Source organism: Peribacillus frigoritolerans (assembly GCF_030676415.1).
Lineage (GTDB): Bacteria > Bacillota > Bacilli > Bacillales > DSM-1321 > Peribacillus > Peribacillus frigoritolerans_A.
This window is the reverse complement of the sequence record NZ_JAUUTW010000049.1, coordinates 17,905-31,764: the sequence shown is the minus strand read 5'-3', so window position 1 is coordinate 31,764 and position 13,860 is coordinate 17,905. Positions and strand designations below refer to the sequence as shown.

11 protein-coding genes and 1 riboswitch are annotated in these 13,860 nt (G+C 42.9%); of the genes, 6 read left to right on the top strand and 5 right to left on the bottom strand.

Going from position 1 to position 13,860, the window contains the following annotated elements; genetic code table 11:
* Positions 1-157: 157 nt before the first annotated feature.
* Complete coding sequence (locus Q8G36_RS26715) at positions 158-400, bottom strand: hypothetical protein (RefSeq protein WP_305162790.1); 243 nt, start codon at positions 398-400, stop codon at positions 158-160.
* Positions 401-509: 109 nt separating this feature from the next.
* The gene (gene fumC / locus Q8G36_RS26710) at positions 510-1,892 is read right to left on the bottom strand and encodes a class II fumarate hydratase (protein WP_251433265.1); all 1,383 of its coding nucleotides are present in this window, start codon (positions 1,890-1,892) and stop codon (positions 510-512) included.
* 326 nt (positions 1,893-2,218) lie between these two features.
* Positions 2,219-2,332, top strand: a riboswitch (SAM riboswitch).
* An 86-nt stretch (positions 2,333-2,418) separates the two neighbouring features.
* On the opposite strand from fumC, the gene Q8G36_RS26705 reads away from it, so the two are divergent.
* A complete protein-coding gene (locus tag Q8G36_RS26705; RefSeq protein ID WP_305162791.1) occupies positions 2,419-3,531 on the top strand; it encodes a methionine biosynthesis PLP-dependent protein in 1,113 nt (370 codons plus the stop codon).
* Positions 3,528-4,709, top strand: coding sequence for a cystathionine beta-lyase (gene metC, locus Q8G36_RS26700; protein WP_305162792.1), 1,182 nt, complete (start codon positions 3,528-3,530; stop codon positions 4,707-4,709). Before Q8G36_RS26705 ends, metC begins: the two co-directional genes overlap by 4 nt.
* Positions 4,710-4,821: 112 nt before the next feature.
* Here metC and Q8G36_RS26695 read toward each other — a convergent pair whose 3' ends face one another.
* The 3 genes from Q8G36_RS26695 to Q8G36_RS26685 form a co-directional block, all read right to left on the bottom strand.
* Positions 4,822-5,070 (bottom strand): type B 50S ribosomal protein L31, encoded by a 249-nt coding sequence (locus tag Q8G36_RS26695; RefSeq protein ID WP_034314776.1) that lies wholly within the window; start codon positions 5,068-5,070, stop codon positions 4,822-4,824.
* A gap of 136 nt (positions 5,071-5,206) precedes the next feature.
* The gene (locus Q8G36_RS26690) at positions 5,207-7,225 is read right to left on the bottom strand and encodes an ABC transporter ATP-binding protein (RefSeq protein WP_305162793.1); all 2,019 of its coding nucleotides are present in this window, start codon (positions 7,223-7,225) and stop codon (positions 5,207-5,209) included.
* Positions 7,222-8,973 (bottom strand): ABC transporter ATP-binding protein, encoded by a 1,752-nt coding sequence (locus tag Q8G36_RS26685; RefSeq protein ID WP_305162794.1) that lies wholly within the window; start codon positions 8,971-8,973, stop codon positions 7,222-7,224. Before Q8G36_RS26685 ends, Q8G36_RS26690 begins: the two co-directional genes overlap by 4 nt.
* Before the next feature lie 509 nt (positions 8,974-9,482).
* On the opposite strand from Q8G36_RS26685, the gene Q8G36_RS26680 reads away from it, so the two are divergent.
* From Q8G36_RS26680 to Q8G36_RS26665, 4 genes are all read left to right on the top strand, one after another.
* Positions 9,483-9,656, top strand: a complete 174-nt coding sequence (locus Q8G36_RS26680) for a hypothetical protein (protein ID WP_305162795.1) — start codon at positions 9,483-9,485, stop codon at positions 9,654-9,656.
* 102 nt (positions 9,657-9,758) lie between these two features.
* Positions 9,759-10,877, top strand: coding sequence for a DUF2515 family protein (locus Q8G36_RS26675; protein ID WP_305162796.1), 1,119 nt, complete (start codon positions 9,759-9,761; stop codon positions 10,875-10,877).
* A 74-nt stretch (positions 10,878-10,951) separates the two neighbouring features.
* Complete coding sequence (locus Q8G36_RS26670) at positions 10,952-11,305, top strand: hypothetical protein (protein ID WP_305162797.1); 354 nt, start codon at positions 10,952-10,954, stop codon at positions 11,303-11,305.
* A 390-nt stretch (positions 11,306-11,695) separates the two neighbouring features.
* Positions 11,696-13,810 carry a peptidoglycan D,D-transpeptidase FtsI family protein gene (locus Q8G36_RS26665; RefSeq protein WP_305162798.1) on the top strand — a complete coding sequence of 705 codons (2,115 nt, stop codon included), beginning with the start codon at positions 11,696-11,698 and terminating at the stop codon, positions 13,808-13,810.
* Positions 13,811-13,860: the final 50 nt, after the last annotated feature.

The following is a 13,860-nucleotide window of genomic DNA, read 5'->3' as shown; positions in this document are numbered from 1 at the left end:
TTTATAGGATTTTTTCCCTTCTAAGTACTCTAAAACTGCATTTGATTTTTCGTCTATCGTATATTTAGTCAAAAAAACTGCACCTCCAATTGTTAGATGTTGTCTAACAATTGGGGTGCAGTTCACATGAATGGGTCTTTTTCCGTTTATTCAAATTTTATTCCTGGACCAATACCACTTCATCATGTCCGCATTTAGAGCATTTCATGAGATGCGGGCATTGGCCTTTTTGAAGGGATTGAGGATATCCGTCGTTTTCTTTAAGTATGTCGATATCCATATAAGCACTGTAATCATCAGCGTAGTCCATGAATTTCCCTTTATCATCAAGATCACTGCCGCATTCCGGGCAATTCACATGAATTTTTCTTAGACCGTTGCAAAGGGGGCATAAAGACATTATTTTTCCTCCTGTTCCGGATACTTATGATCTCAGTATTTGTTGATTCCATTATTTTAACACATGGAAACACCCTCCCTATTACCAGAGGGAGGGCACTTCTATGCAATTATTTATTAACCATGTTAGCAGGATCGACCCATGCTTTGAATTCATCTTCCGTCAGGAACTCCAATTTCAACGCCGCTTCTTTTAACGTAGAGTTGTCCTTGAATGCAGTTTTGGCGATCTTGGCTGCTTTTTCATAACCAATATGCGGGTTCAATGCTGTTACCAACATAAGGGAACGTTCTACATTTTCTTTTATTTTATCTTCATTTGCAGTGATGCCCACCGCACAATTATTGTTGAATGAATGAATGCCTTCCGTCAATAATTTGACCGTTTGCAGGAAGTTATAGATGATGACTGGTTTGAATACATTCAATTCAAAGTTACCTTGGCTTGCTGCAAAGCCAATTGTAGCATCGTTACCCACGATTTGTGTTGCGATCATGGTAAGCGCTTCACTTTGTGTTGGATTGACTTTACCAGGCATGATGGAGCTGCCTGGCTCGTTTTCTGGAATGGCTATTTCGCCGATTCCGCTTCTTGGACCACTTGCCAGCCATCTGACATCGTTCGCAATTTTCATTAAATCCGCTGCCAATGCTTTCAAAGCACCGTGTGCGTAGACGATTTCATTATGGCTTGTCAATGCATGGAATTTATTATCGGATGTGACAAAAGGATATCCTGTATCCGCTGCAATTTGTTTGGCAGAAAGTCCCGGGAATTCTTTCTTTGTATTGATTCCCGTTCCTACAGCCGTTCCGCCTAGTGCAAGGTTCAATAATTTTTGGCTGCTCTCCTCAATCATCGCTAGATCTTTATCGAGCATTGCTTTCCAACCGGAAATTTCTTGTCCTAATGTTAATGGCGTAGCATCTTGAAGATGTGTCCGGCCAATTTTCACGACATCCCAAAATTCTTTTTCTTTTGTATCGAATGTATCACGAAGTGCTTTGATGGCAGGAACCAATTTTTCAGCGACTTCCATAAAGGCTGCAATATGCATGGCGGTCGGGAAAGTATCATTTGAGCTTTGTGCCTTGTTAACATCATCATTCGGGTGAAGGGTTTCCGATTCACCATTTTCTTTTAACCATTCATTCCCTTTGTTAGCGACCACTTCATTCACGTTCATATTACTTTGCGTGCCGCTTCCCGTTTGCCAAACTACAAGCGGGAAATGTTCATCCAGCGTACCTTCAAGGATTTCGCCGCAGATCTTGACGATGGCATTCTTTTTAACTTCCGAAAGATCACCAAGATCATAGTTCACCTTTGCCGCAGCTTGTTTAACGTATGCAAATGCACGAACTAATTCAATCGGCATTTTTTCGTTACCGATTTTGAAATTGTTTCGGCTTCTCTCAGTTTGTGCTCCCCAATATTTATCAGCAGGAACTTTCACTTCACCCATCGTATCTCGTTCGATTCTGTATTCCATGTGTTCTCCTCCTATGTTTGCACTATTCATTGAAGACCTTTTGCATATGAAATGAATAATGTCGTATTATTCTTTCTTCCATACATTGTACAAACTTTATTATTTTAAAGCAAAAATATCCGGCTGACCCTTTCCATTTTTCTGAAAAACCCATGATTCCTCATTTTTATATGAAAATTCGGATATTCTTTTTAAGACACATAAAGTGTTGACACCGCTAGGCTCCAATTGACCTAGTCATGAACATCAAAGCATTATCCATCACAAAATGTTCTTGACAGCATTTTGTATATATAGTAAATTCAAAAGAAATTGAATAATCTAAACTCTTATCGAGAGAGGTAGAGGGAATGGCCCGATGACACCTCAGCAACCTTCATTTGTTTCAAACCAATGAAAAGGTGCTAATTCCACAAGTTTGTGAACTTGGAAGATAAGAAGAATGACTCGTCCCTACTTAATCAAAGTCTTCTTCTTAAAGAAGACTTTTTTTTATTCTATATAACTCAAAGGAGCAGTGAAAACCATGTACAAAACTGAAACATATCTTGCTCAATTAGGAAATCGCAGCGAAACGGCGACAGGAACAGTCAATCCGCCGGTATACTTTTCAACAGCTTTTCGCCACGAAGGAATTGGCCAATCGACGGGATTCGACTACACAAGGACAGGTAATCCTACACGCCAGCTATTGGAGCGTTCCATCGCCGATCTGGAAAAAGGCGACCAAGGTTATGCCTGCAGTTCAGGAATGGCCGCCATTTCCACAATACTCGCCCTTTTTAAATCTGGTGATGCATGGATTGTCAGCGAAGATCTTTATGGCGGTACATATCGTCTGTTAGAACAAGGTTTTAAAAAATGGGGGTTGCAGTGTAACTATGTAAACACTTGTTGTTTGGAGGATATCGAAAAAGCCATCACTCCTCACACGAAAGCCATCTTCATCGAAACTCCCACTAACCCTCTTATGCAGCAAACGGATATTAGCGCCGTTGCCGCATTGGCCAAACGATATAATTTATTGTTAATCGTTGATAACACTTTTTACACGCCTCTTATTCAACAACCCATCCTGCTTGGAGCGGATATTGTGATTCACAGTGCAACCAAGTATCTCGGTGGTCATAATGATGTGCTCGCCGGACTGATCGTTGCTAGCGGCGCTGAATTATGTGATGCACTTGCCTTCCATCATAATGGTACTGGAGCAGTCTTGAGCCCATTTGATTCTTGGCTGTTGATGCGCGGAATGAAAACCTTGGCATTGCGGATGGAGCGGCATGAAAAGAATGCCAAGATACTTGTAGATTACTTATCGGAACAGGATTGTGTTACGGACGTATTGTATCCCGGCAGAGGCGGCATGATTTCATTCCGTATCATTGATGAAGCGGCGATCAACCCATTTTTACAATCGCTCTCATTAATTTCTTTTGCAGAAAGTCTTGGAGGGGTCGAAAGCTTCATCACCTATCCCGCCACACAAACACATGCCGATATACCGCTTGAAGTAAGAACGGCAAATGGGGTTTGTAATCGCCTGCTCCGCTTCTCCGTTGGCATCGAAGATAGCGATGATTTGATTGGTGACTTACAGCAAGCATTCGCACATGTAAAGAGGGAGGCACTACGATGACAGGTCATGATTTTAGCTTTGAAACCAAATTACTTCATAATCAACATAAATTCGATCCGGCAACGGGCGGTGTGAGCGTCCCCATTCAACACGCATCGACTTTCCATCAATCCGATATCGATCAATTCGGCAAATATGATTACAGCAGAAGCGGAAACCCAACTCGCGAGGCACTTGAAGATATCATTGCCGAACTTGAGGAAGGCACTCATGGCTTTGCCTTTTCATCAGGTATGGCTGCCATTTCAACAGCTTTCCTGCTATTGTCTGCCGGAGACCATATCGTCATTTCCGAAGATGTGTATGGCGGAACGTTCAGGATGGTCACAAGCGTATTGACCCGTTTCAATATTGAGCATACCTTCGTTGACATGACTGACCTTGAAAGCGTCAAAGCGGCCGTTCAGCCAAATACCAGGGCCATATATATCGAAACGCCTTCAAATCCGTTACTTAAAGTGACCGATATTCAAGCCGTATGTGATATCGCAAAAAAAGCCGGTGCCTTAAGTTTTGTTGATAATACATTCTTGACGCCAGCCTTGCAAAAACCACTGAATCTGGGCGCTGATGTTGTCCTTCATAGCGCGACGAAGTTTTTATCCGGACATAGTGATGTGGTAGCTGGGCTTGCGGTAGTGAAAGATCCGGAATTGGCGGTAAGACTCGGTTCCCTCCAAAACTCCTTTGGAGCGGTCCTTGGTGTCCAGGATGCCTGGCTTGTAATGAGAGGTCTGAAAACCTTGTCAGTTAGAATGGAACATTCACAAAAAGGGGCAGAAAAGATTGCAGCCTACTTAAAGGAGCAGCCCTTGGTGAAAAAAGTGTATTATCCCGGTCTTGCCGATCATCCACAGCACGCCATCCAGAAAGGACAGTCGCTTGGAGCAGGGGCGGTCCTATCATTTGAATTGGAAAGTGAGGAAATCTTCCGTTCTTTCGTGAACACTGTCGAGCTCCCTGTTTTTGCCGTAAGCCTAGGAGCGGTCGAATCTATATTATCCTACCCGGCCAAAATGTCCCATGCTGCCATGCCTGCTGATGAAAGGGAAAAGCGAGGCATCACGAACAGCTTGCTCCGCCTCTCTGTCGGACTTGAAAATCCGGACGATTTAATAAAGGACTTCGATGCTGCCCTCGTAAATATTGCAAAAGGGGAAGCAATTGCTGCAAAATGATTAAAGGATGGGTGCCTCATATATTATGGGCACCCTTTTTCCTTGCATCATTAGTCACTCTTTTTCAACCCAGACATAAAAAAAGGCCATCGATTTCCCGATGGCCTGACTCTTATTTCTTCATATTATATTTATCCAGGAAGCGATCCACCCGTCCGCCTTTTTCAGCAAACTTCTGCTTTCCAGTATAATAAGGGTGCGTATCCGAGCTGATTTCCACTTTTAATAAGGGATATGTTTGGCCGTCTTCCCAAACGATCGTTTCATTGGACGTCTTCGTGGAGCCTGTCAAAAATTTATACCCACTGTTGGTATCCATGAATACCACTTGTTGATAATCGGGATGAATTTCTTGTTTCACTATTATCACCTCATCGTCAGTATAGGTATATGTTAAACGTAATGATTACTATTATCAATCATTATGCTCGAGGGTACCAAAAGTCGGTACCTTCATTATAGTTTAATCCAGATGATCCACCCTTATTCAAATGTGTTCAGCCAGCCATGCCTTTATGCGGACCTGCCTGCAGTTCATACATTTGATAGTACTTCCCTTTCAGTTCCATTAATTCCTCATGTGTACCTTGCTCAGCAATCCGCCCTTTTTCCAGTACAAGAATTTGGTCGGCATTTTTTATCGTGGAAAGCCTATGTGCAATGATGAAGGTCGTTCTCCCTTTTTTCAGCACTTCCATACCCTCCTGGATAATTGCCTCGGTTTCGGTGTCGATGCTTGCTGTCGCTTCATCCAAGATCAATATGGCCGGATTGAATGCAAGGGCACGGGCAAATGAGATTAGCTGACGCTGTCCGGAAGACAGCGTTCCTCCTTTTTCGATCACGGGTTCGTCCAGTCCTAAAGGAAGATGCTTCAGCACTTTGTCCCCCCCAACATCTCTTAATGATTTTTCAACCATTTCCCTTGTGATGCCTTTATGATTCAGACTGATATTGGAGGCGATGGTGCCAGTAAATAAATAAGGATCCTGAAGGACGATTCCCATATGCTCCCTAAGCGTCTGATGGGGGATATCCAATATATTCCTGCCATCAATTTTAATTTGTCCTTCACTACTGTCATAAAAGCGGAACAATAAATTCATTATGGAACTTTTTCCTGAACCAGTATGGCCAACTAAAGCGACCGTTTCCCCTTGTTTAGCAGAGAAGGAAATGTCCCTTAACACATATTCATTATCCTTATATCCAAATGATACATTTTCGAATTGCACGTTTCCTTTATATCTGGAAATGTTTTCATCACTGACTGCTAATCCCTGCTCATCCAATAAACTGAATGCGCGCTCCCCAGCAACAAGTGCCTGTTCAAGATTGGCGAACTGATTGACGATTCCATGAAGCGGATGAAGCAGGCGGCTGATCAAATCCACAATTGCATACATCATCCCTAAGGAAATGGCCGAACTTGCTGTAAGGGAAATCCCGCCGAAATACCAGACGAATGCCATTAGCGCCAAAACCTTAATGACACCAATCAAGTTTCCACCCGTCAACGAATTCAAATGGAGCATTTTATTTTGATAGGAATAATGCTCCCTGTTCAGATTTTCAAAAGATTGCTTCGTTTCCTTTTCACGTCCAAATGCCTGAATGATGCTCATTCCTGAAATGGATTCATTGATCATCCCATTAATATCGCTGACCCGTTCCCGAATGATGTGATTATATTTCGAGGCGAATTTACGGTATACCATCGTCCAGATAACGATGATCGGAATAAGTAAAAGGCCAATGGTACCGACTCGTGGATCCAGAATATACAAAGCAATCAGAACGCCGAAGATATTAATTGTACTCGAGAAGAAGTTGGCAAGCACGGTTACATATAGTTCCCGGATCGCTTCCGTATCATTAGTGACCCTGGCTACAACTTTCCCCGCTGGCATATTATCGAAATAACGTATTGGCAGACGGGAAATATGCGTGAAAATATCATTTCGCATCTTCTGTATGATTCGATTCGCCGCTTTCTGTAAATAAAAACTCTGCCCATATTGAAAAATGGAGGAAAGGATGACAAGGCTAAAATAAAAAGCCACAAGCTTAATGATCCGCGGGATTTCCGGTTGGTAAAACTGCATCACTTCCTGACTCGTCAATTTCACTGCTTGCGTACGGTGCTCTTTCCCGTCTTTTTTGATGATCAACGATTGGTTCTCCAAGGTTCTGCGCCCATCGATGGGTACAGCTTCATTTACGAAGACAAATTGATTGCCAACCTGCAGAACATGGACCTCCCTGCCTTTCTTCTCACCTTTTGCAAAGTAATCAGCCCGTTTATACCAATTCCCATCATACTTAACGGCATCTTTTCCTTTACCCGCTTCATACCAGGATGATTCGATGCCAAGTATATGGGAATCGATGATTTTCTTGGCAACGAAAGGACCCGTTAAATCGGCCGCTACCGAAAGTGCCAGCATGATCAGGGCGCCAATGATCAATTTTTTATAAAGGGCAGCATAATTAAAAAGTTTCTTTACGACCTTCATGCCTTCACCTCCGTCCCTTCGTCAACCTGCTGTCGTTCATATTGTTCCCTATACCAGCCATCATTCTGCAGTAACTCCGCATGAGTCCCCTCTTCGATGACCTCTCCGCTGTCCAACACGATAATCCTGTCCGCGTGCTGAACGGCTGATAAGCGATGGGTTGTGATGATGGTCGTTTTCCCTGCCCGTTCATTTTGGATATTTTCGATGATCGTCGTTTCCGTTTTTGCATCTACAGCGGATAAGGAATCATCCAAGATAAGGATTTCCGGATTTTTGATCAGTGCCCTGGCAATCGAGATCCTCTGCTTTTGCCCTCCAGATAGAGCGACACCCTTCTCACCGACGAGTGTCTCAAGACGGTTAGGCAGCATCATTAAGTCCTTCTCAAAATCCGCAAGCCGGATAGCTTCAGCCAGTTCATCTTCCGTTGCATCCATTTTACCGAATAAGATATTTTCCCTAACAGACTTCGAGAATAAAAAATGGTCCTGTGGAACGTAGCCGATCCATTTACGAATATCTTCAAGGTTCAGTTGCTCCAGCGGGATGCCTGCAAAAGCAATTTCACCTGTTCCTAAAGGATATTCCCGCAGCAATTGCTTCACGAATGTCGTTTTTCCACTACCTGTTTTCCCTACTATCCCCAATGTTTGACCGCGCTCAAGCTGTACGGAAATATTGGATAGGTTCACAACCGATGAGGAAGGGTATGTAAAATTCACTGAATTGTATTGGATATTTCCCGGATTCGGAATATTCTCAAGACCCGATGAATTCTTCACATCCGCTTCATATGAAAGGGTATCCTGAACACGGTCCAGCGAAGCATTTCCCCTTTGCATGACATTGATCAGTTCCCCCACCGCGATCATCGGCCAAATTAACATGCCTAGGTACACATTGAACGAAACAAGTCCGCCAAGCGTTATGGCCTGTTGAAACGCAAGATAAGCCCCGTAGCCCAACCCGATTAAATAACTGATGCCGATGATAATGCTGATCGTCGGATCAAAGAGGGCGTCGATTCTTGCCACAGCTAGATTTTTGCGATATACATCCTCTGTCATTTCATCAAATCGCTTTTCATCTTCCCGTTCCTGGACATAGGCCCGGATAACACGGACACCTGAAATGGATTCCAGGACTTTGTCATTTAAAGTACCAAAGGCTGCTTGTGCATCCGTAAAACGTTTGTAAATTTTCTTCACGTAAATTTGCATCATCACTGCCATGATCGGAAGCGGCAGCACCGCCGCAATCGTCAACTGCCAGCTGATCGTGGCTCCCATCATGACTACAACCGTAATGGTGAACAGCACCGAGTCAACGAGGGTCAATATCCCGAAACCAGCAGTGAGGGATATTGCCTTTAGATCATTGGTTGCCCTTGCCATTAAATCCCCTGTACGATTTTTTTCATAAAAAGTCGGCGTCATTTTCAGCAAATGGCCCATAAACCCGGACCTTAGTTTTCGTTCGACCAAGTTTCCGCCGCCAAATAACAGATAACTCCATAAGTAACCAAATAGGTAACTGCCGCTCAGTACCATGAGCAAATAAATAACGTATTTCATGACCCCTTCCTGCGTCATGCTGCCATTGTTCATATCATCGATGGCATTCCCGACAAGTTTTGGCGGGATAACCTCCAAGATATTCACTAGACATAGAAATAAAATCGCCAAGGTATAACGCTGCCACTGTTCTTTAAAGAACCAGGACAGCTTTTTAAAAATCGCAAACATGAATTCCCCTCCCTTTTGGTCAAACCTTACACTCGCTAACCGCTTTCTGGATCTCCGGGTTGCAATAAGATTTCCAATGTCTTCTGTCTCATTTAAAATTCCTCCTAATCTTTTATACGGAAAGGATGCTAATGCACCTGTATCCCAAATGCCAAAAAGCCCCCGCCAATTAGCGGAAGCTTTTTTAAATGCGAATAACACATATAAAAGCGCAGGCCGCGAAAATTCCACAACCTGCGCTTTAAAATGATCAATGAACACGTCGAATCCTTTGTCTAGAAAGACAAGGTCTCAGGGCAGGCGGACGTATGATATTCGATTGTGACATCACTGTGCTTAACTGATTTAGTCATGACGTTCGCCTCCTTTTTCATTAATTAATGGTAATATTTAACTTGTGTTTAAAGATTACTACTTTTGCATATTTTTGTCAATTGTGACTTTTCTAGATTATTGATGGATAATCCTTTATTCTTATAAGGATGACGTAACCTAAGGAGGTTCAGCATATGCAGTGGAGAAAATATATACTCCTGGCGGTTCCCTTTTTATTTTCATCCATTTTCATCTTATTTGCCGTACCGGTCCAATATAGATTTTTATCCTTCATTCCTGTGTTTCTTTTCTGGATAGTTTATTATATTTTATTGTACCGGGAAAAGAAGAAGAAAAATAACGGATGACAAAAGAAAACCACTAATAATCACCTTGAGGGCGTTGCAAATGCAACGCCCCTTTCTTGACGGCTCTGCATATAATGATCGAAAAACATTCGTGGTGATTGTATGCTCCCCCAATATTTGCAGAAGCTGATTGGCAAACCCCCAGTCAAAACAAAACCCATCATCGATGCTGAAAAATATGACACGCTAAGATCTCGTTTACAAAAAGAGCTTTTTCAGCCTTTTGATGGGTCAAAAGCTTTCTTTCCTGAGGAAACCGCTCTGATAAAAAGCATTCGAACCGAGACGACTGTCTTGAACCGGAACAATATCACAAGAACACAAGCATATCTTGCCTTTTACAATCGTAATCCTGAGGTCCATTGGGCCTTTTTAGCACATATGGTTTCGAGGAATGGAGGATACCATATGACTGACTTGAAAAGTTCATCCATGACCCGTCTCCTTGACAATGCGGAACGGCAGAAATTTTTCCTGTTCCTTGAGCGCGCCAATTCAGCGATATTTGCGGATGCCTTCCCACAGCTTCTTTTATATGAACATTCTAAACTAAAAGAATTTCCGCTAAAAAGGTATTTACCAGTTTTCCGCATTTCAAGATTCATGGCCCCGATTTGGGAATCTTTCATCGAAGAGCCCCATTCACCCCTTTTGACAACGGCCCTTATCATTAATGAACAAAGAATGCTTCAGGAAAGGATATTAAAACGCACCCGTCATGGTGAAATCCTCCGAAGGCTTGATTTTCAGCTTCAGGAATACTTAGGCTTCGTGAAAGTCATCTTTCCTTATGAGAAGAAACGAAACGGACTTCATTCCTTGACCGGCCTGACCGTTGAACGCTTTGCCGACCCGAAACAGCGTATTGAAACGGGAAAATTATTATATGAGCTTCTTTTTCAGCATCCGGTTGTTTTTCGCGGTGTTGGCCAATTTACAAAAGAGGTCCCGCACACGGGTTCCAGAGAGGATTACTGGGGAAGCATATATACCTCAGATGCATCCACGTCAAAAAATGATAAAATCTACAGCCCCACTCTTCATGATGCATGGGCTGATCAACGATTCTTTCCTCCCCCTTCCATTGATTGGTTCACGAATGAAAGCTTCATAGAAGATTTACGAAGCACACCGATTATTAAAAAGGCGGACCTGACCAACAAGGTGCTCGAAAATGTCAATCAGCTCAAAACTCTTAACGGAATGAAAGCCATTTTCTAGCATCAAGCCTCTTACTTTGAATATCCCATCCTCCATTTGGCAAGAATGGTTAGCAAAAAGAATGGGTGAATCAAATGAGGGGCATTGTATTATTGAATCCAAATTACAAAATCGGGGATTTACATACAAATGAAAGCTTTGCAATCCAAATGATTGTGACGGACAAGTATATGGAAGAGAAGAATATTTCCCCGGTCATACTGAATCCGTATCAAATCCATCCTTATTACACCATCCCGCATGAGCTTCTATTCAATTTACAAAATAAAAAAACGGATCAAATCGATTGCCTGGTGCTTCACTCTCTAGAAACGATCGAACGGTTCATCTATATTTACCCTGAAAAATGGCTTGAGCTATGCGGATATTTCCAAGAGATTATCAGTGTGACGACTCACACTCCCGTTAGGAAATATGAAGCAAATTAATGCTTACATAAAATCATGGTACTTAAGTCGTTGTATTGGATTCTAAGGGGTATAGTCATTAATCGTTCATTTACAAGACTTCTTGCCAAGTGCCTTGGTTTATGTTCCCCTTTATCACATGAGTGACCCATGCATGATCCCTCCTCATGATTGTCGCTGTGCCGCTTCGCCCTCTCTTTATCTATTAAAACCCCTTTGGATCTCATTTGCCATTATATTTGTATCATTTTTCCCAATTATAAGTTTTCTAGGAATTATATAACTTCAAAACATTTTTTTGGAAATATAGATAAATTTACGGATAAAGCATAGAAAAATTAGTTAATTTTATATATCATTGGAGATAGGAATTTTCTTATTTTTTACTTTTACTAGAAAGGAATGTTACTGATGGCCAAAGAAAAAAAGAAAAAAACCCCAATTCCTTTCCGACTGAACTTTATGTTCTTTTTAATATTCATTTTATTTTCAAGCTTAATAATCCGGCTTGGCATCGTCCAAATCGTGTATGGGGATGATTACCTCCGCGAAGTCGACCGAACGGAAAACGATGTGGCCAACACCCCCGTTCCCCGCGGAAAGATGTATGACCGCAACTTGAATCCGGTCGTAGATAATGAGCCACGTAATGCCATCACTTATACTAAATACCCGAATACAAAAACGGCAGATATGGTGAAGACGGCAGAGGTCCTTGCTACCTTGATAGAAAAAGATACAAAAAAGGTAACAATACCGGATAAAAAGGATTTTTGGATTTTAAAACATCCGAAAGAAGCCGAAGCCTTGATCACCAAGGCCGAGAGGAAGAAAGTAATCGAAAAGAAACTAGAGCAAAAAGGTTTATACAAACTGCAAATGGAACGGGTAACCGATGAGAATATCAAGGAATTCACCAAGGATGAATTGGAAGTGATCGCCATCTTCCGGGAATTCAATAGTGGCTATGCCCTCGCACCGTCCATCGTGAAGAATAAAGATGTCACCACACAAGAATTCGCCAGGGTCAGTGAACATTTGGATGAAATGCCAGGCGTGGATGTAACGACGGATTGGGAAAGGACCTATAAGTATGATGAGACCCTCCGCTCGGTTCTTGGCAAGGTCTCTTCTTCCGAAGAAGGCATTCCCAGTGAAAATATTGACTATTATCTGGCACGCGACTATACCAGGAATGACCGGGTCGGAAAAAGTTATATCGAAAAGCAATATGAAGATGTCCTGCGCGGTCAAAAGACGCGGATTGAAAATGTGCTGAGCAAAGGGGAAGTCATCAAAACGAATACCCTCACTGAAGGGCAAAGCGGAAAAGACTTGGTCCTTACAATTGATATGGAGCTGCAGCAACAGGTTGAAAAAATCATCGAGAGCGAATTGCGCAGAGCTAAAGCTAGGGGAAATACCTACTTATTGGATCGTGCCTTCGTCGTTTTAATGGACCCGAATACAGGCGAGGTGCTTACGATGGCCGGCAGGCAATACGGCCGTAACAGTAAGACCGGATTGACCGAAATGAACGATTTTGCCCTTGGAAACATTACGACCTCCTATACGATGGGGTCATCTGTTAAAGGGGCTACGGTCTATACGGGGTTTCAGACCGGAGCCATCGCACCAGGGTCGGCTTTTCATGACCATCCACTTTTACTAGCCGGTGCCGAACCAAAAAAATCTTATAGCCCTTTAGGGTATGTAACGGATGTCTCTGCATTAAAGAAATCGTCGAATGTCTATATGTTCATGACGGCGATCAGAATTGCCGGCGGTCATTATATCCCTCGCCAGCCGTTAGGAATCAACCGGGAAGCTTATGACATCATGCGGAATCATTATGCCCAATTCGGATTGGGTGTCCGTACCGGCATCGACCTGCCTAACGAATCAGTCGGATTTAAGGGCGTCGACAGGTCTACAGATGGATTGCTGCTGGATTTATCGATTGGGCAGTATGATACATATACCCCAATGCAATTGGCACAGTATGTTTCGACGATTGCAAATGGCGGAAAAAGGCTTGAGCCCCATATGGTCAAGGAAATCAGGAATCCATCCAACGAACACAATGAATTGGGCAGCGTCTTTAAAACGATGAGTCCCAAAGTGTTAAACGATTTAGGCGGGAAAGATGTTTGGATCCAGCGTGTCCAGGAAGGATTCAGACAGGTTGCCCAGGAGCCAGGCGGGACGGCATATAAATATTTCGGCGGCAAATCCTACCGTGCGGCAGCAAAAACGGGTACTGCCGAGGCCTTTTATGACGGACCGCGGAGAAATCAATATAGTGAACCCTTGGAAACCATAAATCTGACGCTTGTAGGTTATGCACCTCACAATAATCCGGAAGTGGCATTCTCTGTCGTCGTGCCATGGGTTTATCAAGGCCAGCCCTCTGATGATATTAACAAACGGATCGGACGGGACGTAATGGACGCCTACTTTGAATTGAAGGAAAAAAGAGCAAAAGGTGACTCTGATGCAGATAAGGCAGTAGAAAGCACTCAATGATGATTACAAAAAAGGCCTGCTCGATAGCGAGCAGGCCTTTTTTGATGCTC